At 50.0% G+C, this 23,578-nt stretch carries 30 protein-coding genes; 13 read left to right on the forward strand and 17 right to left on the reverse strand.

The window, feature by feature from the left end; genetic code table 11:
• Window positions 1-275: 275 nt before the first annotated feature.
• Window positions 276-1,697, reverse strand: coding sequence for a uracil-xanthine permease family protein (locus PN498_RS02170; RefSeq protein ID WP_272061035.1), 1,422 nt, complete (start codon window positions 1,695-1,697; stop codon window positions 276-278).
• A gap of 473 nt (window positions 1,698-2,170) precedes the next feature.
• Complete coding sequence (locus PN498_RS02175; RefSeq protein ID WP_272061036.1) at window positions 2,171-2,848, reverse strand: response regulator transcription factor; 678 nt, start codon at window positions 2,846-2,848, stop codon at window positions 2,171-2,173.
• An 82-nt stretch (window positions 2,849-2,930) separates the two neighbouring features.
• Here PN498_RS02175 and PN498_RS02180 point away from each other — a divergent pair, with 82 nt between their 5' ends.
• Both PN498_RS02180 and PN498_RS02185 read left to right on the forward strand, forming a co-directional pair.
• The gene (locus PN498_RS02180; RefSeq protein WP_272061074.1) at window positions 2,931-3,233 is read left to right on the forward strand and encodes an element excision factor XisH family protein; all 303 of its coding nucleotides are present in this window, start codon (window positions 2,931-2,933) and stop codon (window positions 3,231-3,233) included.
• Window positions 3,221-3,559 (forward strand): XisI protein, encoded by a 339-nt coding sequence (locus PN498_RS02185; protein ID WP_272061037.1) that lies wholly within the window; start codon window positions 3,221-3,223, stop codon window positions 3,557-3,559. Before PN498_RS02180 ends, PN498_RS02185 begins: the two co-directional genes overlap by 13 nt.
• Before the next feature lie 28 nt (window positions 3,560-3,587).
• Here PN498_RS02185 and PN498_RS02190 read toward each other — a convergent pair whose 3' ends face one another.
• The 3 genes from PN498_RS02190 to PN498_RS02200 all read right to left on the reverse strand — a co-directional run bounded on the left by PN498_RS02190 (window position 3,588) and on the right by PN498_RS02200 (window position 6,244).
• Entirely contained in the window at window positions 3,588-4,589 is a 1,002-nt protein-coding gene (locus PN498_RS02190) for a C45 family autoproteolytic acyltransferase/hydolase (protein ID WP_272061038.1), read from the reverse strand.
• Window positions 4,590-4,699: 110 nt separating this feature from the next.
• Window positions 4,700-4,969 (reverse strand): GNAT family N-acetyltransferase, encoded by a 270-nt coding sequence (locus PN498_RS02195; RefSeq protein WP_272061039.1) that lies wholly within the window; start codon window positions 4,967-4,969, stop codon window positions 4,700-4,702.
• Between the two features lie 33 nt (window positions 4,970-5,002).
• Window positions 5,003-6,244: an IS1634 family transposase gene (locus PN498_RS02200; RefSeq protein WP_272061040.1), complete on the reverse strand. Its 1,242-nt coding sequence runs from the start codon at window positions 6,242-6,244 to the stop codon at window positions 5,003-5,005.
• A gap of 119 nt (window positions 6,245-6,363) precedes the next feature.
• Here PN498_RS02200 and PN498_RS02205 point away from each other — a divergent pair, with 119 nt between their 5' ends.
• Entirely contained in the window at window positions 6,364-7,254 is an 891-nt protein-coding gene (locus PN498_RS02205) for a hypothetical protein (RefSeq protein ID WP_272061041.1), read from the forward strand.
• A 112-nt stretch (window positions 7,255-7,366) separates the two neighbouring features.
• Here the strand turns inward: PN498_RS02205 and PN498_RS02210 are convergent, their stop codons facing one another.
• The 3 genes from PN498_RS02210 to PN498_RS02220 form a co-directional block, all read right to left on the reverse strand.
• Window positions 7,367-7,570, reverse strand: coding sequence for a hypothetical protein (locus PN498_RS02210; RefSeq protein WP_272061042.1), 204 nt, complete (start codon window positions 7,568-7,570; stop codon window positions 7,367-7,369).
• A 25-nt stretch (window positions 7,571-7,595) separates the two neighbouring features.
• Window positions 7,596-8,183: a small multi-drug export protein gene (locus tag PN498_RS02215; protein WP_272061043.1), complete on the reverse strand. Its 588-nt coding sequence runs from the start codon at window positions 8,181-8,183 to the stop codon at window positions 7,596-7,598.
• A 102-nt stretch (window positions 8,184-8,285) separates the two neighbouring features.
• The gene (locus tag PN498_RS02220; RefSeq protein WP_272061044.1) at window positions 8,286-8,852 is read right to left on the reverse strand and encodes a TetR/AcrR family transcriptional regulator; all 567 of its coding nucleotides are present in this window, start codon (window positions 8,850-8,852) and stop codon (window positions 8,286-8,288) included.
• Window positions 8,853-9,251: 399 nt separating this feature from the next.
• Between PN498_RS02220 and PN498_RS02225 the strand changes: the two genes are divergently transcribed.
• Both PN498_RS02225 and PN498_RS02230 read left to right on the forward strand, forming a co-directional pair.
• A complete protein-coding gene (locus PN498_RS02225; RefSeq protein ID WP_272061045.1) occupies window positions 9,252-10,304 on the forward strand; it encodes a leucine-rich repeat domain-containing protein in 1,053 nt (350 codons plus the stop codon).
• Between the two features lie 465 nt (window positions 10,305-10,769).
• Window positions 10,770-11,438: a hypothetical protein gene (locus PN498_RS02230; RefSeq protein WP_272061046.1), complete on the forward strand. Its 669-nt coding sequence runs from the start codon at window positions 10,770-10,772 to the stop codon at window positions 11,436-11,438.
• A 137-nt stretch (window positions 11,439-11,575) separates the two neighbouring features.
• Here PN498_RS02230 and PN498_RS02235 read toward each other — a convergent pair whose 3' ends face one another.
• Together PN498_RS02235 and PN498_RS02240 are read right to left on the reverse strand one after the other, a co-directional pair.
• On the reverse strand, window positions 11,576-12,475 hold the full coding sequence (locus tag PN498_RS02235) for an IS5 family transposase (protein WP_272061047.1): 900 nt from the start codon (window positions 12,473-12,475) through the stop codon (window positions 11,576-11,578).
• Window positions 12,476-12,742: 267 nt separating this feature from the next.
• Window positions 12,743-13,663, reverse strand: coding sequence for a TatD family hydrolase (locus PN498_RS02240; protein ID WP_272061048.1), 921 nt, complete (start codon window positions 13,661-13,663; stop codon window positions 12,743-12,745).
• Between the two features lie 126 nt (window positions 13,664-13,789).
• Here PN498_RS02240 and thrS point away from each other — a divergent pair, with 126 nt between their 5' ends.
• The 6 genes from thrS (at window position 13,790) to PN498_RS02270 (ending at window position 18,784) form a co-directional block, all read left to right on the forward strand.
• Entirely contained in the window at window positions 13,790-15,661 is a 1,872-nt protein-coding gene (gene thrS / locus PN498_RS02245) for a threonine--tRNA ligase (protein ID WP_272061049.1), read from the forward strand.
• A 78-nt stretch (window positions 15,662-15,739) separates the two neighbouring features.
• Window positions 15,740-15,931: a hypothetical protein gene (locus tag PN498_RS02250; protein ID WP_272061050.1), complete on the forward strand. Its 192-nt coding sequence runs from the start codon at window positions 15,740-15,742 to the stop codon at window positions 15,929-15,931.
• Between the two features lie 69 nt (window positions 15,932-16,000).
• Window positions 16,001-16,258 (forward strand): hypothetical protein, encoded by a 258-nt coding sequence (locus PN498_RS02255; RefSeq protein ID WP_272061051.1) that lies wholly within the window; start codon window positions 16,001-16,003, stop codon window positions 16,256-16,258.
• A gap of 5 nt (window positions 16,259-16,263) precedes the next feature.
• Window positions 16,264-16,650, forward strand: a complete 387-nt coding sequence (locus PN498_RS02260; protein ID WP_272061052.1) for a DUF1636 domain-containing protein — start codon at window positions 16,264-16,266, stop codon at window positions 16,648-16,650.
• A 148-nt stretch (window positions 16,651-16,798) separates the two neighbouring features.
• Window positions 16,799-17,908: a WD40 repeat domain-containing protein gene (locus PN498_RS02265; RefSeq protein WP_272061053.1), complete on the forward strand. Its 1,110-nt coding sequence runs from the start codon at window positions 16,799-16,801 to the stop codon at window positions 17,906-17,908.
• Between the two features lie 108 nt (window positions 17,909-18,016).
• On the forward strand, window positions 18,017-18,784 hold the full coding sequence (locus PN498_RS02270; RefSeq protein WP_272061054.1) for a nickel/cobalt transporter: 768 nt from the start codon (window positions 18,017-18,019) through the stop codon (window positions 18,782-18,784).
• 89 nt (window positions 18,785-18,873) lie between these two features.
• Here PN498_RS02270 and PN498_RS02275 read toward each other — a convergent pair whose 3' ends face one another.
• The 4 genes from PN498_RS02275 to PN498_RS02290 all read right to left on the reverse strand — a co-directional run bounded on the left by PN498_RS02275 (window position 18,874) and on the right by PN498_RS02290 (window position 20,275).
• Window positions 18,874-19,197, reverse strand: a complete 324-nt coding sequence (locus tag PN498_RS02275; protein ID WP_272061055.1) for a type II toxin-antitoxin system PemK/MazF family toxin — start codon at window positions 19,195-19,197, stop codon at window positions 18,874-18,876.
• Window positions 19,191-19,451 carry an AbrB/MazE/SpoVT family DNA-binding domain-containing protein gene (locus PN498_RS02280; protein ID WP_272061056.1) on the reverse strand — a complete coding sequence of 87 codons (261 nt, stop codon included), beginning with the start codon at window positions 19,449-19,451 and terminating at the stop codon, window positions 19,191-19,193. The genes PN498_RS02275 and PN498_RS02280 overlap by 7 nt, the downstream gene beginning before the upstream one ends.
• A gap of 184 nt (window positions 19,452-19,635) precedes the next feature.
• The gene (locus PN498_RS02285; RefSeq protein WP_272061057.1) at window positions 19,636-20,070 is read right to left on the reverse strand and encodes a type II toxin-antitoxin system VapC family toxin; all 435 of its coding nucleotides are present in this window, start codon (window positions 20,068-20,070) and stop codon (window positions 19,636-19,638) included.
• Window positions 20,042-20,275, reverse strand: coding sequence for a FitA-like ribbon-helix-helix domain-containing protein (locus tag PN498_RS02290; RefSeq protein ID WP_272061058.1), 234 nt, complete (start codon window positions 20,273-20,275; stop codon window positions 20,042-20,044). Before PN498_RS02290 ends, PN498_RS02285 begins: the two co-directional genes overlap by 29 nt.
• Before the next feature lie 110 nt (window positions 20,276-20,385).
• Between PN498_RS02290 and PN498_RS02295 the strand changes: the two genes are divergently transcribed.
• Window positions 20,386-20,577 (forward strand): hypothetical protein, encoded by a 192-nt coding sequence (locus PN498_RS02295; RefSeq protein ID WP_272061059.1) that lies wholly within the window; start codon window positions 20,386-20,388, stop codon window positions 20,575-20,577.
• A 168-nt stretch (window positions 20,578-20,745) separates the two neighbouring features.
• On the opposite strand, the gene PN498_RS02300 is transcribed toward PN498_RS02295, so the two are convergent.
• Both PN498_RS02300 and PN498_RS02305 read right to left on the reverse strand, forming a co-directional pair.
• Complete coding sequence (locus tag PN498_RS02300) at window positions 20,746-21,015, reverse strand: ParE family toxin-like protein (protein WP_272061060.1); 270 nt, start codon at window positions 21,013-21,015, stop codon at window positions 20,746-20,748.
• Window positions 21,012-21,278, reverse strand: a complete 267-nt coding sequence (locus PN498_RS02305; protein WP_272061061.1) for a hypothetical protein — start codon at window positions 21,276-21,278, stop codon at window positions 21,012-21,014. The genes PN498_RS02300 and PN498_RS02305 overlap by 4 nt, the downstream gene beginning before the upstream one ends.
• A gap of 63 nt (window positions 21,279-21,341) precedes the next feature.
• On the opposite strand from PN498_RS02305, the gene PN498_RS02310 reads away from it, so the two are divergent.
• Window positions 21,342-21,521 carry a hypothetical protein gene (locus PN498_RS02310; RefSeq protein ID WP_272061062.1) on the forward strand — a complete coding sequence of 60 codons (180 nt, stop codon included), beginning with the start codon at window positions 21,342-21,344 and terminating at the stop codon, window positions 21,519-21,521.
• 256 nt (window positions 21,522-21,777) lie between these two features.
• On the opposite strand, the gene PN498_RS02315 is transcribed toward PN498_RS02310, so the two are convergent.
• Window positions 21,778-22,776 (reverse strand): alpha/beta fold hydrolase, encoded by a 999-nt coding sequence (locus tag PN498_RS02315; protein WP_272061063.1) that lies wholly within the window; start codon window positions 22,774-22,776, stop codon window positions 21,778-21,780.
• Window positions 22,777-23,578 lie beyond the last annotated feature (802 nt).

Here is a 23,578-nt window from a genome sequence, read left to right on the forward strand (position 1 = left end):
CCCCCCCCCCACCCCCGTCGACCAGGACGAATCTGCCGTCCTGGACCTCGCAGATCAGGTTATCTGTGGGAGCTTAGATAAGCTTCTGCTACGAATCGAGTCATGTAACGCAGTTGTCTAGCGTTCCAAATTGGTCATGAAACTTTTGCTACACAAGCAATAGAGCGACTTTTGCTTAACGGATAGCTTGTTAAGGGAGTGGCAATAGCCGGGGGGATCTTTCAATCGCTTGAAATCTTTTCAGTGCGTAAATCCTGTTAATGCAATCGCCATCGCTACTCCCGTGGCCCTGGAATGACCATGTTGAGCACCAAAGCCGTCATCCCGCCGGTAGCAATACCAGAAGAAAAGACACTGCGAATCAAGTAAGGCGTGTTTTCCAACACCTCAGGGACAAACGCCACGCCCATCCCCAAGCCAAGTGACACAATCAAAATCAGCGTGTTGCGCCGACTGAGATTCACCCCGTGCAAAATCTTGATGCCTGCGGTCACCACAGAGCTGAACATGAGTAATGTTGCACCGCCGAGCACGGGCTGTGGCATGGCCTGAAAGAGTCCCCCAACGATAGGAAACAAGCCCAGGATAAAGAGAAATCCAGCGATAAAGTAGCCAATGTAGCGGCTGCCAACACCCGTTAGTTGAATCACGCCGTTGTTTTGGCTGAAGGTCGTGTTCGGGAATGTGTTGAAGCAGGCGGCAATTAGAGAATTCACGCCATCGCCCAAGATGCCCCCCCGCACTCGATTGATGTAGGTTTTGCCCTCAATCGGTTCACCCACCAGCATAGAGGTCGCGGTCAAGTCACCAATCGACTCAATGGTCGTGATGACATAGAGAAACGCTAAGGGAATGAACCCGGCAAAGCCAAAACCAAAGCCATAGCGAAAGGGAATGGGCACCGTGACGTAAGGAAGCTGGCTCAAATTACTGAAGTTGAGCATTCCTAGCGGCCAGGCAATCAAGTACCCCACAATGAGGCCAATCAAAATCGCCGACATGCGCAGGAAGTTACTCCGCACACAGTTCAGCACGACGATGACGGTCAGCACAATCAGGGAGACGATCAGGTTTTGAGGGGTGGCAAACGTGCCATTGGCGATCGCACCGGCCCCGCCCCCCATCGCCGTAATAGCGACTCGGATCAGGCTCAAGCCAATCATGACGACGACGATGCCACTGACCAGCGGCGTCATAACTTTTTTAAGCGGTTCGACAAAGAAGCTGAGAATGATTTCGACAAAGGCTCCCAGCATACAAATCGTCAGGATATATGCCAGCGTTTGAGTCGGCGATCGCCCTTCGGCAACGGCTGCCGTGCCGACCGTGACCAAGGTGCCCACAAAGGCAAAACTGGTGCCCTGAATACTCAGCAAACCTGACCCCACTGGCCCGACCTTATGCACCTGAATAAACGTCGCAATGCCAGAAATGAACAGCGACATGCTGATCAAAAAACTGGTGTTGGCCGGGTCTAACCCGATCGCATTGCCCACCACAATAGCCGGTGCAATGATATTGACAAAGGCGGCTAAAACGTGTTGCAAAGCCGCTGCAATCGTTTCTCTCAACGGCGGCTTGGCATACAAGCCATAAATCATGTCGATGCCTTTGGTTTCCTCCGCTAGGGGCGGCGATTCCATCACTTCGGTGGTACCGTCTGCGGTCGCTAACCGCAATGGATCTTGCTCAGTCATGGGGGTTTCCTCATCTCGTCAGGGTCGAAAAGCGCGATCGCCGCTGACACGTCTCAGCTCGTCAACTAAGACATCAAGGTTCAGCGATCGCACAAATTTCACTGTTCAGAAAATCGAATTTATGCTAAAATTGCATCATTAGATACTTTTTGATTCTGTATCTGTGCAGCTGTTAGAAGCTCAATCTCGTCTGAATGTTGGCACTTAAGATATCGAGATGACGTAGAAAAACTGAGGATGAATAAGTAGAGAAAACGTGGAGATTGTTGCTATTTCCTAACATCCTGCCGCAGGGCTTCCTAACAGGGCGGTGGACTAACAAGCTGAATTTAAGTAACAGGATCTAATCAAACCTAAAAGGCCTATTGCTGATTTCGACTCCGCTCAATCAGCTGGATTGTCGCTTAGATTAGGTGTCGAGGGTTGAGCGGAGTCGAAACCCGTCTCCACAGTAATTGCGCCGACCTACTTACTTATTCCAGCGCCTTTAATCGATAACCTACGCCGTGAACCGTCTCAATTAAATCTTTGGCGGCTCCAGCCGCTTTAAGCTTTGCTCGTAGGTTTTTGATGTAGCTTTTGATGGTGTCCATTTCCGGTGCTTCTGGCAACGTCCAGACCCGTTCGACCAGTGCGGCTCGGCTGAGAACGCGGCGACCGGAGCGCAGTAGCGCTTCTAAGAGGGCAAATTCCTTTGGGGTTAGGTGAATCGGCGATCGCCCGTAGTTCACTTCATAGGTTTCGGGATTGAGCTGCAGGAGTCCCCACGTCAGCGTAGGGGCGGAACCCGCTTGCCCACGCCGCAGCAGCGCCCGAATCTGAGCCAGCAGTTCCTGCAAGTTGAACGGCTTGATCATGTAGGCATCTGCCCCGGAGTCCAGCCCTTTCACTTTGTCAGAGCTGGTATCCCGCGCGGTCAACATCAATACGGGCAGGGCGTAGCCGTAATTTCGCAACCGTTGGCAAAGTTTGATGCCGTCTAATTTAGGTACCGTCACATCCAGCAAAATTAAGTCATATTCAAAGGCGCTCAGTCGTTCCCAGGCTGACTCACCATCCCTGACCAAATCTACTCTGTATCGTTGGGCGGTCAGGGCCTCCGCCAGCGATGCTGACAACTGAACATCATCTTCGACGACTAGAATCTGCATAGTACAAGTCTATGCGACATCAGACTGACTGGGGTTAGGCAAAGTTTTCACGGGAAGCCATGAGGCTACTTTCAGTGACCTTCTGGAATTTGTCGAGGCTGTAAGGGTTGCTCTTGTCAAAGACGGTTGGAACATCCTGGCCGAGGACTATAACCTAGAATATGGCGGCGATCGGCTCTACGTTGATATTGCCGCCGAGAAATCCATCGTTGCCGAGAAGCAAGGTCACAGCATCCTGGTAGAGATTAAGAGCTTCTTGGGACGTTCATTTGTCAATGAGCCTGAGAATGCCGTTGGCCAGTACATCGTCTACAGAGATATCCTGTTAGAAACAGCGCTGGTCTTTGACCCGACAAGCGAGGTGGTGAAACAGTGGATAGAGTAGAGCACTATCGAGATATCGTGCGTCAGGTGCTGACTGACTACCAGCAGTTGAACGAAAAGTCCGAATCCGCTACTGAGAGTGCGCTTGTGTTCGATGAGACGCATGATCACTATTTGATTGTCCTCATGGGCTGGAATGACGATGAGCGCATCAAAAGCAATATGATTCACGTCCGTCTTAAAGATGGCAAAATCTGGATCGAAGAAGACTGGACCGAGACAGGCGTTGCCACTGATTTGCTCGAAAACGGCATCAGCAAAGACGCCATCGTTCTAGCTTTTCACCCACCGCAAGTTCGCCGATACACTGAGTTTGCTGCTGCCTGAAACCCGAAAAGGTGCATTGTAACCCTCCTCACGGATTGCCTTTCTGAAGCCACCAGGTCAGGCGAGTGTCAGGACGATAGTTCGTTATTTTAGGCTTACCTTCGGCTCTGGCGATCGCGAGCATGTTGAGATTCGCCACCACCGACCACAGCGTCCCAAATTGCTCACGCCGTAAATCTAGACAGACTGGAGTAGTGGACAGAATCTCCTGCGCGGTCTCCATGTCTATTTGAGCGCACTGTCCGAGGCGATCGCACAGATGCTGATACCGCTCAGCCGATTGGCACCAGCCAATGCCGCCCTGGTCAAAGGGTTGCATTCTGGGATGTTGAAATTGATTGGTAATGCACACAAAGTTTTCGTTCTCTGCGGGATGTCTCACTTCAGAGCCTTGTGGAGCTGATTCGACAACGGCCATATTGCGAGCCGCGTCCGCAATCAAGAAGTTATTGGCCGAAGCGACTTTGGCGGATTGGATGAGTGCGATCGCGTCCGCAACGGTGCGGCAAGTCTCCAAAACTTTGCGAATGATCAAGTGAAACGTGATGCCTGGTTGAATTTGCGTCCCGTTGACGAACGACATCGCGATCGCCAGCCCCATTTCATTCACGCCATCACAGCGCCCAATAAAAACATCCGACTGACTGACGTAGGCGAATTTGTCTTGAGGGGCAATTAGACAGCTCTCGGTCGTTTTGCGAAACTTGTACAGCAGGTCATAGTTGCGGCCAAAAATGATGGCATCTGAAGTTCGACCGGCAAACGCGCTACATTTACCCGTCATGTCGAAGACACCCAAGCCAGAGACAAACGCGCCCAATTGGTCAGCTTCCCACTGCCAGCCAGCAGCAAATCCCTCAAATTCTTCGATCAGCTCGGGATAAAACTGTGATACTGATTGATAACATTCTGTGCCAAATTCAGCCTGGCGTTGAGTCAATGAAAGGGGCGCAATCTTTTTCTGATGCAGCAAGCTCCCATATTTGAAACCCATGTCATAAAAGTTGCCATAGAGTCTGGGATGATACATGGATAGTCACCTCTAAATCGGTGGTAGACATCAGTGGACAGTGCTCACTCTAGATGTATCAAGGCTTTTAGAAAGCTACTTAATAGATTTTTTGCGTTTCTCGACAGGTTCTAAGTTCGTTCATGCCTCAAAACCAGACCGACTGCCGTAAACGCCTCGTTGCCGACCAGCCTGCCCTCACTGCGCTTTACCACCTTGAAATCTTCAGTGAGATAGAGCTTGAGAGCGGGAGTATTACCTTCAAGAACTTCAAGTTCCATGGCCGATGTTGAATCGGCGATCGCATGACGGACTAATGCCCGCCCAAATCCTTGTTTGTAAATCTGCGGATTGACATACAGCCAAGTGAGTTCTGTGTCACTGTAACCCACTTTCCGCACTTTGAAGTGTCACAGTAGGAATTAAGAGCCCCTTCAACACAGCAAGTAATATCGGCGACAAGGAGCACCCAAAAATCTCAGAATATGTTGGCGATTGCCATCGAGATTAACGATCTGCGGCTCACTATTGAGTACGACATAGTGAACTGCCATAAAACGCTGAAAAATCCAACGCAGCGTAGGAGTTTGTGTGCCTTTGCCGAGCTGATTCGGCAGGGTTTGCTCAGCCTGCTGTAGGGCTTGACGAAGACGTCTTTGCCCCAAGTTGTAGACCATCAAAGACAGCCCCATAATCATGGCCAGTGCCATGATGCGCTCGGCTGACTTCAGAAACACGCTTGTGGTAAAGAACAGTGGGTCTTTGAGGAATCGGAATCCGCGTTCACTGCCTTGCTGTTCCTTGTATTCTTGGAGCGCCTCGGTCGCTGTCAGGTTCTCTGCAGCCAGTAGATTCATGGCTAAAATGAAGCGGCCCGCCCGGTGCTCCTGCTGGGCTACCACCTCTAGGTTGAGATTCAGCGTGGCTTGAGCATGATAGGTGACTCGCTGGGGCGTTGTCTCCGGCTTGGGACGGTCCGGTGCGTCATAGTGCCGCTTGATTGCGACCGTCTTTTGCTCTAGCTGGTGCCACTTCAAGCGGTGCTCAAAGCGCTGTAAAGCAGTGGCCGCATCGGCCTCACAGGCAAAGGCTTGGGCACTCAAGTGGGCCAAGTCTCTTTGAGCTTGCTTTGTAGCCCGTTCGAGTGTCTTAGCCCACTGCTTGAGGTCAGATTGCCGGCGCAGCTGACTTTCCACAACAAACCAACGCTGTTGGACGTCACCATAGCAATTGCACACCGTCGCGATGCGATAGCCCTCGAAGTCAGTTGGCTCTAGCGCACTGTCCGGTAGCTGCCTCACTAGCTCAGCCGCTGCTTTAACGCTCAATGGAACCCGCGTCAGCCAGTGCAGGCCCGATAGCTTTTGCAGATTCGGTTTGCTGTAGAGAGCCGAATCTGCCACATATAATCCATCAAACTGCCACTGTTGCCGAAAGGATTGCATCAGCGCAGCAAACCGGGCTTTGTCCGCTTGGTTCCCATCGGCGACTTCCAGAAAGCCAGGCACATCCCCATCCGACCAACACACTAAGTTGAGGACAAATTGCTTCAGGTCGGGACGATGGTCACGTGAATAACCATGGGTAATCTGAATCGGGACTAGCCCATTCACAGTGATGTCCTCGTTAGCAGAGGCATAGTTGCCCTCGACGGCAAAGGAGGTGGCATCGAGCAAAAGCCTTTAGCTGTTGGGGTGCAGCCATTCCGTCGTACCAGCAATCGCCTGCAATTGAACCGCTGAATTCAAGTCAGTTTAGTGCTCATGTCTCTCGTCTCATTCGACAAGGCATCCTCATGCAGGAGCGGGGGCAAGGGCCCCACTGTCCAGATCTCCTAATTGACATTGCGGTGCGAGATGCCCTTGAAATCCGCACCTTTGAGCCTATTGTCCAGGCAATTCATCGACAGTTTCCGGTCAAAAAGCGCTACACCAGCCACGGACCCCGCAGCTTTCCCCAAGAAAGTACCTGGCTGCGCGACCTCCGCATTGCCATTTATCGACAGGATCTGGCAGAAATTGAGACCCTCTTTGACGATGCCCGACAAGCTCACTGGCGGTTGACGCACTCGCTCTCTGAAGTGCTGCAGCACATTATCAACAATCCCTTCGACGCTGACTGGTTCAGTAGTCTGTCCTTGGATTTCCGTCAGTATGGATTGCGGTTGACCTTGACAGAATCCGCTCAGAAAGGTCTTCCCGCTGACGATGCCTTTGAGCTGATTGAGGAGATGTATCACGCGGGCCAGGCCGATACCGAAACCTGTCTGGTCTATACCGAGCAACTCTGGCTGCGGGGGCATTTGGGGGAAGCGAGCGGCGTTTTGTCAGAAACGGATATCAACGGCCATGCCGCTAAAGAAGGGGCGCTGCGGGGGGCGATCGCCTTTCTCACGGGGCAAAATGAAGACGCCATTGCTTACTTTCAAATGGGTTTGAAAGCGGCAGGTAAAACCAAAACAGCTCAGGCAAGTTGGTTTGACAATCCCGCAGCAGCGCTTTATTTTTTTGCGTTATTGAACGACGGCATGCCTGCTGCCCTGCAGGAGGTTGAAAGCCACTGTCAATCACTCCAGCGACAAAGCGACCATTGGCTGCAGGAAAGTATGTCGCCGTTGTGGCGATCGCTGCATAATCAAAGGGCCAGAGAAGATTCGTCAGCTCAGGCTCCAACAGCTTTAAGCTGAGCTGAATGTAATCAGAGCGATCACTGATACGTTCGTGTAGCTCAATCAAGCGCTCACCAACATCGATGCTGCTCTATTCGGAACCGGAAAACCAGTACCAATTTGCTAACGTTTATTCAATAAGCTCACATACCTTGTCTTCGGAAAAAACATCTCGGACAGCAAAGGCTAAAACCTCTATCTCATCTCGCTCAAGCGCATTGCTACATCTCCCGAACATAGGCCCAGAAATATCTTCAGGATGAATAAGAGAATCTTGAGTTGACAAACTGTTGCCTAACTCAGGATCGTATTTTTTGAGAGAGGCTTTGTCCATAGCTCGTAATCGATTAAGTCCTCTGCTACTGTTCAAACCAAGTCATGCCAGAAGTAATGGCCACAGCCGTAGCAACGGCATAGAGGGCAATACCGACGAAAGAAAAGAACATTATTCGCTTAGGTTGAACACCCATGAGAGGAGTGACAACCGCGATTGTCCAACTTCCGATAATGGAAGTCATCAGAACCAGAAACCAGACTCCGTAGCGATCAAAAGCATGTTTCACTCTTTTTCCTCCTCTCTTCTCAAGTTTTGAAATCCAAGCTCGAATTTGAGGAATTTTCTTTAAGTAGCCATAGCCCCATAGAAACAATGGAATTGGGGTGAAGTTGCCAAATACACTCCAAATCACTGATGAGATAGGATCTAATCTCAGCGCTATACCAGTCGCAACAGCAGTGTAGACTTCAAAATAAGGGAAAAAACCGACTGACCAGGTTGTAAACGCTTTGGTTAGATATTGAAAAAACAGCATGATAAGCAAAGAGTTCCAAAAATCTGATTGTTGAAGAACTGAAGAAAAACCTCTCCTGGATTTATGGTTGAAACGATATAAAGAGATGCAAAGCTCTAGCTGGACAAAATCTAAAACCTCTTGATGAGGCAACATAAGTTAGCCCTATAGTCTCGAAGACAGAAGAAACAGAAAAACTGTTTTGATTAGCAGTACTTATAGCTTCAAAGCAAATAATCGGGGCTTATAAAAACTCATTTACTTGGGTTCTCGCGCCATATTAATTAGCGTTTTAATTATCTGATTTAGAAGCGCCTCATCAGGAGTGCCAAAATGAAATACCTCTGAAAACCATAAGCCATCGACTGCTAATTGAATAATGCTTGCCTTTGTGAGATCAATTCCGTCATCTTTTAACTTCAATTGCCACCGCTGTTCGTACGACTTTGCTGCTTCTAATAATTCAGGCGAAGCTGTTACCACTGAAGATAGGCAAATAATCAATGCTAAAGATTTTTTATTGAACTGCAGCGTTGCTCGGATATAGGCACGCAACCACTGTCCTGGAGTGCCTGGCGCATCATCTTGATCAAACGCTGTCTGTAAGGCAGTTTCAAAATCTTGAACCAACTGCTCCACCATCCCGGTCAATAAAGCATCTTTAGTGGGAAAGTGATAAAGTAAACCCCCTTTGCTAGTTCCAGCATGCTGGGCGACAGCACTCAGGGTCAAAGCCTCAACACCCTCGTTGATTGCGACTTCACTAGCAGCGCATAAGAGTCTCACGCGAGTATCTGCCGAAGATTTTGCCTGCTTAGCAGCCACATCAGCCTCCTGATGAAAAATTGAGTGCCAACATGCCTTGTTCGTTGACCTGCACCTGAACAATTGGTGGTACGATGGCGCTTACAACATTGTATACCGTCTGGACGGTTTTGTTGGCAGGAGACTAGAAACAGTTTGAGAAAAGCCTAATGTAGTCACTGAAAAATTCTGACAGAAGCTCTTCGACGAGTTGATGATTTTCTGTCAACGTATGTATAAGTTCCTGATTTAAAGCTGTCAGGGCATTGTCAACTTAACTTTCCGCATCTGAAATTCAGCCCTGAGCGATTATGTCTTCAGCGCAAGAACCCCTATCAATGCTAGAAGGGAGAGTAGGAAAGACAAAGAATGAGAGCTAAAAGTCGACTTAAGGGGGAGGTTATGCGAAGAGCGATCACAATGGGATCGATTAGTTTACTAGTGGTTGCTGTTGGCGTCGGCTGTGGTGTAACGACAACCTCGAACAATCGCTCAAGAACTTTCGCAACCTTTGCTGAGTGGTGCTTGAACCAAGCCGAGCTATCCTCGGCAGCTCAACAGACGGTTGAAGTTTTGCTGAAAGACGCAGGTACCGAAGACTGCCAGCAAGCTGAAGCCGTGCTGATGGATTTAACTCGGCTGGAATTTATTAACGAGGAAATTACTGACATAGCCCCCCTGACAAGTCTGGTCAATCTAACGGAACTAGACCTTGCTGGCAATCAAATTACCGAGACGGCTCGCTTAGCCAATCTCACAAACCTGACCTATCTGGACTTAACCGGCACCCAAATCACAGACGTATCGGCTTTGTCCAATTTGCCCAAGCTCAACAGCCTAATTCTGAGTTTTAATGGCATCACCGATGTCACTTCTTTAGCTGATTTAACAAGTTTGACCACGCTCATCCTCAGCGACAATCAGATCAAGGATGTGACTCCTTTAGCGAGCCTGACTAACCTGACCAAGCTCAGCCTCAGTTCCAATCCAATCAGTGATCTGTCACCACTGGCTAGCCTACCGAACTTGACGACACTTTCCTTTGCCCTCGCCGACGATAGCGACGCTAGCTCAGACTTATCTCACATAGCTCAATTGAGTAATTTGTCTGTGCTCCATCTCAAGGGCAACGGTATTGAAGACATATCGGCCTTAAAGCATCTATCAGGACTAGTTGAACTGGATCTCAGCTTTAACAATATTGAAGACATAACACCTTTAGCTGACTTGACCAACTTAAGAGTGCTTTACCTCCAAGATAACCAAATTGAAACGGTGTCTAAGCTCAAAAATCTATCACAATTGAGCGTGCTTCATCTTGATGACAATCAAATTACAAATGTAACCGCTTTGGCCGGTCTCACTAATCTGATCGAACTACCTCTGCACGGCAACCCACTGAACGATCACACCTGTCCTTTAGAACAAGGCGTTTGTCTGTTTACCGATCCCCATCCTAATATGACGGAATAGCGGTTGGCAGCAAAGTATCGGTGATGTCTCAATAGCCTTTAGGCAAGCTGACCATAGGCAACAAACATTCGCTAAGAGATAAGAATTAGCTGACAACAGCCCTTACATTAGTAGCGTTGCTTACTAGATTGATGTTATTTTTACGGAGATTAGAGGAGTGATATCGAGGACACTACATAGCTAAATCCTCAACGCGTCTTCTCATCACAGCAGAAAATCATTTACCCATTCAGCAAAGCCGTCTAGCCTACATGTTAGCGAGCCTCTCGCTAGAAAATTGCCTTCGCTAATAAGATCCGGGATTAAATCACTCTTGTACTCATAGGTAGCTTCTAACCGTGAAAGCAGCTTCAGACCAGATAGGAAATTGGAACATCTGACGTCATCTCTTTGATTAGTTAGGTTTACTTAAGTGATTAGCAGGGTGGATTTTAGAAACTAATCTCCGAATGAAGTCGTAAGTTTATGCGTCAATGGAAGTTGTTCCTATTCAGATCTTTGATTGGGCTGTGGATCGTGTTGTTTAGCAGCTTTTTATCTCTAATCATATTTGAGACCCGTAGCATCAATGTTAATCGCCCGATCGTAGAAGTCTCTTTAGAAGCTACGGATTCGGTCAATGAGGTGGCCATACCCGGACGCATTTTTACTTGCAAAGAAGTCGATTCACAAGATCAGTGCCAAGCAGCGATTCAAGGCCGTCCATTGGTCTTGACATTGACACCTGAGGAATCCAACGGGTTCGCCAGTAGCTGCAAAGCAACCTACGACGGTCAACGTGTTGGCTGCCACAACAACGATTTTGGCCTTGGAGCCATGATCCAGAGGGCATTTCAAATTCGAGACATTGGGCTAGATACTCAGCAGCTCAAAGCTGTGCGCAGAAGGTACTGGGGACTCAATACGCTACTCGATATTGGAGAAGTCCGGCTCATGGAAATCGGGACTGGGCTAGCGATCTCATTCAGTACCCTCGTTGCTGGTTTTGTTTGGGTTCGCACAAAACCTCTCAATCCTGCAAAAGAAGCCTATATGCTTAGGATAGTTTCGTTAGTGGCTAGCGGCCTCGGCATTGGGTTTGTCAGCTACTGGTCTTTTCTACTATTACTCTTGAGCACAGGATTCGCCGATTGATTGCCAATCATAACTCTCCGTAACAGCAAGGCTGTTTGGACCTGACCTTCAATGAAGACCGATCGTGCATCCATTCTGGCCATGCACTAGAAAACACGACCTAGCACCTAGCCACATGTACGATCGCCCTGAGATTGCTATAGAAGCCATTTGAGATCTCTAAGCCGGCGAGCGAGGCGCTTGAGCATGAGTCTGATGAAACACAAATTGAGTTGAGCAGTTGCATTATCGAGGGTCCGCTCAAAGTTCTTCACCAAACTCTTGCAGCGTTCCATCCAGGCATTGGAGCGCTCAATCACCCAACGGGCTTTGACCGGGACAAAGCCCGTTTTGCCCGCTGCCGCTTTCTCCGCTTTCGAGGGTTTGGCTGAGCGTTCAAACTGAATCTTACTCATCATCTGCGGATATACCGGCTCCAGCGCTGACTGTAAGGTGTCGGGATGATAGCCGTGGTCGAGCAAAATGGTGGTTTTAGGCAGATGCGCGGGCTTCGCCCGAAAATAATCGATGTGCTGCCTCAACATCGCAATCAAGCCGGCATCGTCACTCACGTTGGCCGGGGTGCAGTGCGTGAAGCAGGGAAAGCCCAAACTATCAACCGCCAGATGTCGTTCAATCCCGTTCGTCGCTTTGTAGAAGCAGAAGCCCTTCGTCTCGACGCTGGCATGGCAGGTATTCTTCACCGCCTGGGAGTCCATCATGATTAACGTCGTCCATTGCGGCTTTTTTCCGACCTGGACCCGCACCCGCTCATGTAGAACCGTCAGCAGTCGCTCCAAGGTGCCGTCTTGGCGCCACTGCTTATAGTACCAATATACCGTCGAATAAGGCGGCAAGTCTTTGGGCAAGTCGGCCCAATTGCAACCATTCTTGAGGCGGTAAAGAATGCCGTCGATAATCTCTCGATAGCTCCACTTGAGCGGTCGAGTCTGCTGCTTGGGGGGCAAAATTTTGGGCAATAAGCGTTCAAGGAGGTCCCATTCGGCATTGCTCAAACTGCTGGAATAAGCCATGGTTACTGAAGAAGTAGGCATCATTGCGCCCTTTGGCAGAAACACCGAAAGATCTCAAATGGGCTCTATAGCGAACTTAAATAGACTCTAAAAATTTTTAACCTCGTTTGCTAAAGCTCATGCTTCCAGTCTAGAACTTACTCTGCGTAAGTCTGCCTATGATACTTGCCACAAACCACTGCCCTTAGGAGGGCTTCGATATGGGTAGTGAAGGAAGTGAGAAAATCCCATTCCTGACAGCCCTCCTTAAGTCAGTCGTGGACCCTCAAGTCAGACCTGAGCCATCAAGCGCTACTCAATCAGGGCATATTCCTGACTAGTCTCAACCACGGGCTCTTGTCCCCGCAATACCGAGTTGCCTTGGAACAATAGGCGCTGATCTCGGGGTGAGGGGTCCAGCCAGTCCTTGGGATCCATTTGGCCGCTCTGACTATAGGCCGCGATCGCATTTTCATAGCAGGTGGCGCGAACATGCTCTTCAGAGATGCCCCGCTCCAGCATCAATCGGGCCGTTTTGGGCACTGCTAGGGGATCGCTCACTCCCCAATCGGCACTGCTGTCCACAATAATGCGCTCACATCCGTAGTGGCGCACCACATCCACCATGCGAGCATTCCCCATCTTAGTCTTGGGATAGATAGTGAAGGCAGCCCAGAATCCCCGATCCAAAACCTCCTGCACTGTCTGCTCGTTGCAGTGATCCACAATGACCTGAGACGGAGTGAGGCCATGTTCTAAACAAACATCCATACTGCGAGATGTTCCAGCCTTTTTGTCGCGATGAGGAGTGTGGATCATGACGGGCAAGTTGAGATCCTTGGCCAGGTCCAGTTGCAGGCGAAAGTACTTATCTTCTGCCTTGGTCATATCGTCATAGCCAATTTCCCCAATCGCTACCACGCCCTCTTTGCAGGCATAAAGGGGCAGCAGTTCCATCACCTGTTCGGCTATGGCGGGGTTGTTGGCTTCCTTAGAGTTCAAACCGATGGTGCAGTAGTGGCGAATGCCAAATTGCTGCGCTCGAAACCGCTCCCAGCCCACCAGACTGTTGAAGTAGTCCTGAAAACTGCCAACGTTGGTGCGGGGCTGGCCTAACCAGAAGGCGGGTTCAATGACGGCAACGATGCCAGCTTCCTGCATGGCAGTGTAGTCATCGGTTGTCCGGGAGGACATATGAATGTGAGGATCAATAAACATCATATTGGTAGTCATGAATTATTTCGTTGTTTCGCTATATGGCTTATTTCTCTATGTAGTCGTCTAGCACCCTTCGCAAAAGCACCCAATTCTCTACCACCATGATAGGCTGAGAATGATTATCATTCCATTTTTTGACTCATGGTCAGTCAGGTCTCCCGTCCACAGTCTGCAACCCACTCACCCGCTAGTGACCCAGAACAGCTAGCGCGGCTTCGCCATACCTGTGCTCACGTATTAGCCATGGCGGTGCAAACCCTGTTCTCAGAGACTAAAGTCACCATTGGCCCCTGCACTGATACGGGCTTTTACTACGACTTTGACCGGGCTGAACCCTTCACGCCTGACGATCTCAAGCACATCACAACCGAAATGCGGCGTATCATCCGGGCAAATCTGCCCATCATTCGCGAAACCGTGGAACGGGATGACATCCGGGCTGAGATTGAACAACTGAACGAACCCTACAAGCTGGAAATTCTTGATAGCATTCCTGCTGATGAGCCGATCACTCGCTACTACATCGGTTGTCCTGACCCGCTGCCAGCAACTACAGATCCGTCTCTCTTCAATGCGCCATCGGCTAAAGCGTCTGCCTCTAATAAGATGGCTTGCTGGTGGGATTTGTGTGCCGGTCCCCATCTGAACCGCACTGGTGAACTGCATCCTAAAGCCTTTGCTTTGGAAAGTGTGGCTGGAGCCTACTGGCGGGGTGATGAAACGCAACCGCAGCTTCAGCGCATTTATGGCACAGCCTGGGAAACGCCAGAACAACTAAAGGCTTACCTGACGCAGAAAGAGGAAGCCAAACGTCGTGACCATCGAAAGTTAGGTCAGACATTGGATCTGTTCAGCATCCAAGAGGCGGCTGGGGGCGGACTGGTATTCTGGCATCCCAAAGGAGCGCGGATGCGACTAGTGATCGAAGATTACTGGCGTCAGGCCCACCTGCAGGCGGGCTATGAGCTGCTCTACACCCCCCACATTGCCAATCGCACCCTCTGGCAAACCTCTGGGCACCTTGACTTTTATCAGGAGAACATGTTTGAGCAGATGGCTGTGGAAGCGCAACAGTACCAGCTCAAACCCATGAACTGTCCCTTCCACGTGCTGACGTACCAGAATCAGCTCCACTCTTACCGAGAGTTGCCGATTCGCTGGGCTGAACTGGGCACAGTGTATCGCTATGAGCGATCTGGGGTGCTCCACGGGCTGATGCGCGTGCGCGGGTTTACCCAGGATGATGCTCACATTTTCTGCCTGCCGGAGCAGGTAACTGATGAGATTCTGAGGGTACTGAACCTGACAGAACAGATTCTGTCGGACTTTGGCTTTACCGACTATGAAGTGAATCTTTCCACCCGTCCAGCCAAATCTGTGGGTAGCGACGACATTTGGGACCTGGCGACCTCGGCGTTGCAAAAAGCGCTCGATCGCAAAGAGTGGTCCTATGTGGTTGATGAGGAAGGCGGTGCCTTCTATGGTCCCAAAATCGATATTAAGATTCAGGATGCCATCGGTCGCCTATGGCAGTGCTCCACAATCCAGGTGGACTTTAACCTACCGGAGCGATTTGATCTGAACTACATTGCGGCGGATAGCTCCCGGCAGCGTCCGATTATGATTCACCGGGCCATTTTTGGCTCTCTGGAACGATTCTTTGGCATCCTGGTGGAAAACTATGCGGGGGATTTTCCCCTGTGGCTAGCTCCAGTGCAGGTGCGACTGTTGCCGGTGAGTGATGCTCAGCGAGACTACGCCAATCAGGTGGCCCAGACATTGCAACAACACGGTTTGCGGGTAGAGGTCGATGCCAGCGGCGATCGCCTGGGTAAGCAAATTCGGACCGCAGAGCTGGAGAAGATTCCGGTTGTCGCGGTGATCGGTCAGCGAGAAGTGGATTCTCAGTCACTGAGTATTCGCACCCGTCAGAGTGGTGATTTGGGGGCGCTGACAGTACCAGAGGTCGTTGAGAAACTGCAAGGGGCGATCGCTCAAAAGACTATCTGTTAGTCATCATTTCCGGTTTCTATAAAGTCAAAGTGAACTGGTAAGGTTCCACAAGCTGTTCCAGTAATGAGGTCAACGTCCATGCCTACCGTTCAGCATTACGCCACCAATTATCTAGAAAACGTCAAGGTGATGCTCATTTCTCCGAGTCAAACTCTGGAGTCATCAGCGGTGGAATATTGCATTTCTAGTGGATATGTCAAAATCATGCCCGCTGATGGCCGCACCCTGATTACCCACATTAGCAACGTCGTCATTGAAGTGGAGTCGTAACGCTCTTGGTTAAGGGTTTCTCTGTTCTGCAAGACGATCCCTCATGATTCCTGCGCTTTAGGTTCCGTTATGAATCTCTTTTCTCAGTCTCGGCCCAAATCCAATCCAGCCGCTTTGCAACAGCTCAAGAGCTGGATCTATGACCTCCTAAAACTTGACCCAGAGATTTCTATCTCAGTAAGTCAGCTTCAATGCACAGAACCAGGCTGCCCTCCGATTGAAACCGTCATCACCATTTTGAGCCAGCCTGCCCAGCAGTACAAAATCCATAAAGCGTTGAATGACATTGAGCAGGTTGATGTCATCCGCCTGTTTCAAACGGAGTAAATCCGATGTCTCAGCACACATTATTTATTTGCACTTCCTGCGCCTTTGCCGCTGGCCAAAGAGAGTACCAGGGTCAGCGAGGTGGATATCATTTGTGGCAGAGTCTATTGCAATGTCAGCAATTAGGACAACTACCGCCGACTATTAGGGTTGAACCGGTGGAGTGCTTGAGTGCGTGCAATCGGTTCTGCGCGATCGCGATCGCCGCTCCCGAAAAGACAACCCTTATGTTTGGTGATTTACCTGCCCTTGATAGTGCGACTGCCATTGCCCAGTTGGCAACTCAATACGTGGCCAGCGGCGATGGAGTAATCCCCCGCAGAGAGCGTCCGGCCCTATTGCAAAAAGGAATTCTAGCTCGCATTCCGCCCGTGCTGCCTCCTCAGCAATGAGCAATGTCTTAAGTGCGGAAATTGATCACGAAGTCAGCCGCTTGACGATTAACTCAAATTAGAATGATAATCATTATCACTTTGCTCTGGCGTGTGGTTCAGGTTTTCTGACGGCAGGTCAGTCCACTTCGTTCGGTCTGGCTGTACTATGCACTCTGTCAAACCCTTGGTAGATATCACAATTGATCGATCGCTGTCGGAATACATTACCGCCTTGGTCTGGGCACCAGTTGGAAATCGATTGGCGATCGCTTCCGGGGCCGGGGAGGTGGTTTTGTGGCAAGACTTTCAAGAAACCACATTGCAGGCCCCCAATAGCACTTCCATTGATGCCCTAGGGTTCTCCGGAGACGGACAGTGGTTAGCGGCAGCTGGGCAAGCCGGGATAGTGACGCTCTGGCGGCTGTCTGCTGACTCACCTGAATTGGTCAAGACGCTGACCTGGGGGTCAACCTGGATCGATCGCCTGCAGTGGCATCCCCATCAACCCTGGCTTGCCTATAACTGTAGCAAGACAGTTCATATTTGGGATGCTGGTCAGGGTGAAACCCTAGCTACCCTGGAACTACCCGCCAGCGTACAGGACCTGAGCTGGTCTCCGGATGGCACTCTCCTAGCAGCTTCAGCTCAGCAACGGGTCTACATCTGGGAAGAATCTCGCTGGATTTCCCCTCAATATGAATGGGAACTGATGGCCGCGAGTCGAGTTTTGAAATGGTCCCCTGAGGGAGCCTACTTGGCGTCAGCCAATCAGGATAATAGCGTCGGTATCCTCACCTGGGACAACATCCGTGCCCTAAAGCAATCTTCGGAGGATGAAGCCGATTCACCCGCTCTGCTGGCAGGGCTGCCCGGCAAGGTGCGGCAAGTCGCCTGGGCCGATGTTCCTGATGCCAAGCAATCCCCGATTTTAGCCACTGCCACACGAAACCTGGTTGCCATGTGGATATTGATTCCCGATGAGGGGTGGCAGAGTTGGGTACTGGATTTACATCAAGGCACTGTTCTAGATGTAGCCTTTCAACCCCAAACCGGTTTGTTGGCCTCCCTCTCAGAGGATGGCTGCATTCTACTGTGGCAGGCCGCTGTAGAACCGGTTCAAGTGCTGAAAGGAGCCGAAGAGGGCTTTTCCTGTTTGACCTGGCACCCAACCGGAGAGTACCTAGCGGCTGGCGGTCAGCAGGGTGAGGTGCTGGTGTGGAGCCTCTGCCCCGATGCCAGACAACAGCTTTTGCAACAATTGGAGGCGCTATTGTGAGCCCGGATTCTCTTTTACCCGCGTTTGGCGCAACTATTCATTGCCCTTGCTGCGATCGCCCAATCCCAGCTCTTCCAGTCTGTGACTGTCTGATAGGAGGACAACACCATGGCTCCGTGGTTGATTCTGGCCCATGTTGAGGCGGGCAGCCGGTTAACGACGTTGCTGAACGGACAGTTAACTCCGACAGCGATCGCAACCGGCATTGCGATCGCCTATGCCTTCGGTGCCGTACACGCCCTTTCCCCTGGTCACGGCAAAACCCTGGTAGGAGCTTACCTGGTCGGCAGTCGGGGCACTCCACAGGCCGCGCTCTGGCTAGGGCTAACCACCACAGTGACCCATACCCTAGCGGTTTTTATCTTGGGCGTGATCACCTTACTGGCCTCTCATTACATTGATCTGGACCAGATTTACCCCATTTTGGGAGCCGCCAGCGGAGTTGCAATTTGCCTGGTGGGACTGCGCTTGCTGGCTACGCGCTTACGGGATGGACATCATCATCATCATCACCATCACCTAGGCGATCATCACCATCACGCCCATCATCACCATCACGACCCACCCAGGGAAGACTGGCCATCGATTTTGACCATTGGTATTTCGGGTGGGTTGGTGCCCTGTCCATCAGCCCTGGTCTTGTTGCTGAGTGCGATCGCCCTCCACCAAATCACCTATGGATTAGTGCTCATCGGCGGCTTTAGCCTGGGTTTAGCCTCTGTGCTGACTAGCCTGGGATTAGCTGCCGTTTATGGACAACAGTGGCTGGAAAAATCCTCTTTAGGAGCTGGCGTCATGCAGCGGCTGTCAGTGGTCAGTGCTCTAGCAACAATCTGCATTGGCCTCGGTTTAACCACAATGACGTTGATGGGATAAGGAGCATTCACCCTGCCCTATTTCTGACTCAGATTCACTATAGTCCAGCCAAAACGCTGCATTGTAGACGGCTTTCTCCTGTAAGCAAACTATTCAGCAAACATCTCGGCGAGGATATCAAGAAGCATTTTTTGCTCATCTGGATCGATGCGACCAAGCTTTTTGATCAATCGATTTTTATCTACTGTGCGAATTTGGTCTAAAACAATTTGCCCGTTTTTACCCTGAAATTGAGAGACAACACGAGTGGGATATTGCTTCCCTTTTGTAGTCATTGGAGCAATGATAACCGTTGCGATATAACGGTTCATCTCATCCGGTGAGATGATGACGCAGGGGCGAGTTTTCTGAATTTCACGACCAACAGTGGGATCTAAGTTGACCAGAAAGACATCAAAACGCTTGACTACCATTCCCATTCTGTTTGATCCCAGTCAGTCGTGTTGACGTCGTCTAGAAGTGCATCATCTTGGTTTTTCGCCATGGCAGCAAAGGCCTCATCCCATCCGGCACGACAACTTGGCGCTGTGCGAATAGTCAGACAATCACCTTGTACTTCAATCTCAACGTCTTCGTGAATACCACTTTGTTCCAAAAGGAGCTTAGGAATGCGAATGCCTTGAGAGTTGCCAATTTTAACGATTCGAGTTCTGATGACTGTGCCCATGATTAAATACTTGCGAACACGCAATGTAATTACATCGTACTCACAGGTGAAAAAGCTGTCAAATTGCGTGCAATTGACACCCTGAATTTTGCACCCGTCATCTAGCGAGAAGCACCGAATCTTGTTTTAGGACAGCACGGTTGATGACATTTAGAGGCTTCCATGGGAACGGTATTGGCCTGAGCTAATTATGAAATGGATCGAGTAAACGAACGCCTGTCATATCAAAGTCTTGAACGTTGCGAGTAACCAGTGTGAGATCGTAGGTGAGGGCAGTTGCAGCGATCTGTTTGTCAATGGCATTCTGAGCTTGGGGCACTCGAAGACGTCCCCAAACCTGTGCTTCCGTGGCAGTAAAGCTGAGAATAAAGTCGCGATAGCCCGTCAAAATTCTCTGTAGCCAAGCTTCCAACAAATCGGCTTGGCTCTGGTCGCCGCGATGACGAATGAGGTCCACCCCACGGCGCAGTTCGCCAATGGTGATCACGCTCAGGTACAGTCTGGTGTTTTGGTCTATGGCCTTGCTAAAAAACTGTTGCACGCCAGGGTTGGCTTTCTCCTGCTTGCGTAGCTCACTAATGACGTTGGTATCAAGCAAATACATCGGCAGAGGTGTCATCTTGAAGGCGTTCAAAGTCGCGATCGCTGCCTACGTTGGGAATCAGGCACAGGACTTCAGCGAAGGACTTTTGGGGCGGATGCAGCAATACCTGCTCCAAAATTTTGCGGTGCTCAGCTTCGGCACTAACGCCGTGGCGGCTGGCCCGCTGTTTCAAAGCTTTGACAATGGCGTCATCAACGTTGCGGACAATTAAGTTGGCCATGGTATGGGCTTGAGAAAGAATGATTTTGCTCGAATGATAGCATTGCTATCAAAAAGGATGCCGTTGAATTCTACCGGAGCATTATGTGTCCATAAATCGCCTACGGGTTAGTGCTCATCGGCGACTTTAGTCTGGGGCTGGCATCGGTGCTGACTAGTCTGGGTTTAGCTGCCGTTTATGGACAACAGTGGCTGGAAAAATCGCCCCTTGGCGCTGGCGTGATGCAGCGGCTGTCAGTAGTAAGCGCTCTAGCAACAGTCTGCATTGGCCTCGGTTTAACCACAATGACGTTAATGGGATGAGACGCAGGCATAGCTACAAAACGGATAACTGGGCACTAGCATGGGCACTAGCATCCTGAATCTTGACACTTATCATCTGAAAGTGCAGCTAGGCAGCAGCCAGCACTTTTGCACCAGCACCTATTATTATTCATTCCGTCTGCCCATGTGTGAAGTTAGGCGGCAGCGTCATAATCGTTTCAGTAACTCGTCGTATTCAGCATGTGTTCCAATCCAAAACCAATAGATTTCCTCTTTTTCTAGCAATCCTAATGCTTTGCAGTTGAGACTGACACGAGCTGAATAGATGGGCTGACGCTGACTGACTCGTTTGAATTGCAGACTTGGGGGATGTGGATCGGTTCTCCACAAGGCATACGCTTTGTTGGCCTGTTCCTGTATTAATGTGGGCAGCTGATCCAGCCGCTTACGGAAATCTTTGGTGGTACTCGACTTCACTGACCAATTGGGAAAACTTCATCGAGTGGTACAACTGTGTCTGATTCAATTTCTTGCCGTACCGTAGCAGCAAGGTTGTCCCATTGAGAATCTGTGGTGGATTCAAAGCGTGCTTGCCAAGCCTGCTCATCCTCTAGCTCATCTAGAAGCCGAGATGCGATCGCATCCTGTTGCTCGTCGGATAGCTTGGAGATTTCTGCAATGGCCTGTTGAAGGAGTTTGGTCATCAATGGAAATAGCGACCAGCTAAGGTGATAGTCCATTTGCATTATACCTGAGTAACTATTCCAAGATATCGCCACGACCCTGCCTAAACCTGTAAACAGGTGGAGCGAAACAGGCATCGCGATCGCTTCTGCGGTGCAAGTGCGATCGCCGAAGGCCGGTCTCTAGCCATCGCCCTCCACCAAATCACCTATGGATTAGTGCTCATCGGCGGCTTTAGTCTGGGCTTGGCCTCGATACTCCCGACTCTGGGGTTAGCCGCCGTTTATGAACAACAGTGACTTGAAGGTTTCCCTATCGGTAATGGGGTTATGCAGCGGCTGTCAGTAGTCAGCACTTTGGTCACAATAGGCGTTGGACTCGGTCTAACAACAGTGGCGTTGATGGGATAAGACGCAGGCATAGTCAGCAAAGAGGAGCACTAGGCACTAGCATCCTGAATCTTGCCACCTATCATCTGAACGTTCCTGTTGAGTGGCTGCAAGTAGCTTTTGAAACACAACCAAGGTCTCCGTATAGTCCGCTCCAGCAGGGTTGTTATACGGCGCTACTACAACGCGCTTCTTTAACAACTTTACGAATTGCATTAATGACTAATTCTGGTTCGTCGAGTTGGATTACATGTCCGCTTTCTTGAGCAACCATGTGAACGCCCTGGAGCGACTCGTCAGCTACCTCTGCATGTAATGCTTGCAGCTTCTCAGCGACCTCTTGGGTAATGTCGAAGTCTAGCTTTCCAGCCGACAAAACAACGAGCGGAATATTAGGGAACGACTTGGTTTGGCGTATCTGTTCAAGCTGTTTCATGCTAGCTGATACCGCAGCCGATTCTTGAGCAAAGGTTTCTCCAAACTGGTTTTGAGAGTAGAGTGCTTTAGCCAGCGATCGCATCGAAGGTGGAAATTTTTGGAACAAACCAGCCGCCATCGGTAGAGCATCAAACGTAACGAGCAAACGCAGCAAACCCGTCCGTCCCATGATTGGCATCACATAGGTTAACAGTCCTTCAAGTCGTTTGTTGAATTCGACCCACTCAACCGGCGCGTCCTCATACATGCGCTCGTGAGCCACATCGACTAAAACCATTCCAGCGACTTCCTCCGGATGATGATATGCAAATAAACGAGTGAATAAACCACTTAAAGACATCCCCACCAAAACATAAGGCGGCTCAATTTCAACCGCTCTCAAAAGCTGTCGCAATTCACTAACAACTTGCTTCGCTGTGCGGGGTTCTGTACTTGAATCGCTCCAACCGTAGCCAGCGCGGTCGTAAGTCAGGACAGTTGTAAATTTGGCAACTTCAGGCTGCACTAATTGCCAATCTAAGTGAGTTCCTCCAGAGCCACTATCGACGATGACCGTTGGGCCACCTTCGCCCATTGTTTGATAGTGCCAATTCTTACCGTTGATTTGAATAATCTTTCCCGGTGGTGAAAACCTTCGGCGATCGCGACTTGTCGTAAGTGTTTGATAAATTGCTCCCAACCCGACGACTCCAGTCACTAACCCAAGGGGTATAACAAGCCATAACATCCAGTTGATCTCCTGAACTTACATGCGTTTACGATTGTTTTATAAATAGCTTTTCGAACAATTACCAAAGAATAAAGCTGCATAACTATTCATTAGAGAGAAGCATTCCACATAACTCCCTTCAATGGGTGCTTAGGTAGAAACTTTTCAGCCTAGTTCCTTGATTTGGGCATTTAGGTGGAAACACTTCAGCCTAATCCCCCCATATGGGTGATTAGGTAGACGAGTTCAGTATAGTCATCCCTCCTTTACGCGCCTCGAACTGCATGGGATTTGTTTATCATTTTGGCTGGTGGTCTATTCAATACAATCTGCCCTCCCAAACTGCAACCTACCTCCCCTCAGCCATATAGTTTATTAGCTTTTCACCATCCCTTGAGGCCTAGTACCACTACGTGGAATTCAAAATTCAAAATTCAAAACCATCTCATAGTGAGCCTTTTAAGCATTGGGCATGATGCACATACTTCCGCCGTCAAATGCAGACCAATTGGGTGCTGGGTGTTTCTGGCCATTCAGAGCCTTCGAGCTGAAATCGTTTACCCGTGAGTGGGCAAAAGCGACGACTGAGTTTTGTGATGAGGCGTATCACTTAAGGCGGGAAATGGGGGGGTGAAAGAATTCAGGAGCCAGGAGTCAGGAGAGCACTGGATTCTAGCTCCTCGCTCCTGACTCCCTACCTAGCCGAAATTCCCCAGTTTAAACATTACGCCTCTGATGACTCGACTGATTCAGTATCTGGTTCCAGTCATCACTGGCCCAGAAGAGACGGAATATTGGTAACTACAATTTGATAGAATCG

Origin of the sequence: Oscillatoria sp. CS-180 (assembly GCF_028330965.1) — a bacterium.
In the GTDB taxonomy this organism is placed as follows: domain Bacteria; phylum Cyanobacteriota; class Cyanobacteriia; order Phormidesmidales; family Phormidesmidaceae; genus Halomicronema.

Coding starts and splice junctions, on each gene's coding strand:
- PN498_RS02170 (WP_272061035.1), bottom strand. CDS start 1,697: ATGACTGAGCAAGATCCATTGCGGTTAGCGACCGCAGACGGTACCACC.
- PN498_RS02175 (WP_272061036.1), bottom strand. CDS start 2,848: ATGCAGATTCTAGTCGTCGAAGATGATGTTCAGTTGTCAGCATCGCTG.
- PN498_RS02190 (WP_272061038.1), bottom strand. CDS start 4,589: ATGTATCATCCCAGACTCTATGGCAACTTTTATGACATGGGTTTCAAA.
- PN498_RS02205 (WP_272061041.1), top strand. CDS start 6,364: ATGCAGGAGCGGGGGCAAGGGCCCCACTGTCCAGATCTCCTAATTGAC.
- PN498_RS02210 (WP_272061042.1), bottom strand. CDS start 7,570: ATGGACAAAGCCTCTCTCAAAAAATACGATCCTGAGTTAGGCAACAGT.
- PN498_RS02215 (WP_272061043.1), bottom strand. CDS start 8,183: ATGTTGCCTCATCAAGAGGTTTTAGATTTTGTCCAGCTAGAGCTTTGC.
- PN498_RS02225 (WP_272061045.1), top strand. CDS start 9,252: ATGGGATCGATTAGTTTACTAGTGGTTGCTGTTGGCGTCGGCTGTGGT.
- PN498_RS02230 (WP_272061046.1), top strand. CDS start 10,770: ATGCGTCAATGGAAGTTGTTCCTATTCAGATCTTTGATTGGGCTGTGG.
- PN498_RS02235 (WP_272061047.1), bottom strand. CDS start 12,475: ATGATGCCTACTTCTTCAGTAACCATGGCTTATTCCAGCAGTTTGAGC.
- PN498_RS02240 (WP_272061048.1), bottom strand. CDS start 13,663: ATGACTACCAATATGATGTTTATTGATCCTCACATTCATATGTCCTCC.
- thrS (WP_272061049.1), top strand. CDS start 13,790: ATGGTCAGTCAGGTCTCCCGTCCACAGTCTGCAACCCACTCACCCGCT.
- PN498_RS02250 (WP_272061050.1), top strand. CDS start 15,740: ATGCCTACCGTTCAGCATTACGCCACCAATTATCTAGAAAACGTCAAG.
- PN498_RS02255 (WP_272061051.1), top strand. CDS start 16,001: ATGAATCTCTTTTCTCAGTCTCGGCCCAAATCCAATCCAGCCGCTTTG.
- PN498_RS02260 (WP_272061052.1), top strand. CDS start 16,264: ATGTCTCAGCACACATTATTTATTTGCACTTCCTGCGCCTTTGCCGCT.
- PN498_RS02265 (WP_272061053.1), top strand. CDS start 16,799: ATGCACTCTGTCAAACCCTTGGTAGATATCACAATTGATCGATCGCTG.
- PN498_RS02270 (WP_272061054.1), top strand. CDS start 18,017: ATGGCTCCGTGGTTGATTCTGGCCCATGTTGAGGCGGGCAGCCGGTTA.
- PN498_RS02275 (WP_272061055.1), bottom strand. CDS start 19,197: ATGGTAGTCAAGCGTTTTGATGTCTTTCTGGTCAACTTAGATCCCACT.
- PN498_RS02280 (WP_272061056.1), bottom strand. CDS start 19,451: ATGGGCACAGTCATCAGAACTCGAATCGTTAAAATTGGCAACTCTCAA.
- PN498_RS02285 (WP_272061057.1), bottom strand. CDS start 20,070: ATGACACCTCTGCCGATGTATTTGCTTGATACCAACGTCATTAGTGAG.
- PN498_RS02290 (WP_272061058.1), bottom strand. CDS start 20,275: ATGGCCAACTTAATTGTCCGCAACGTTGATGACGCCATTGTCAAAGCT.
- PN498_RS02305 (WP_272061061.1), bottom strand. CDS start 21,278: ATGGACTATCACCTTAGCTGGTCGCTATTTCCATTGATGACCAAACTC.
- PN498_RS02315 (WP_272061063.1), bottom strand. CDS start 22,776: ATGTTATGGCTTGTTATACCCCTTGGGTTAGTGACTGGAGTCGTCGGG.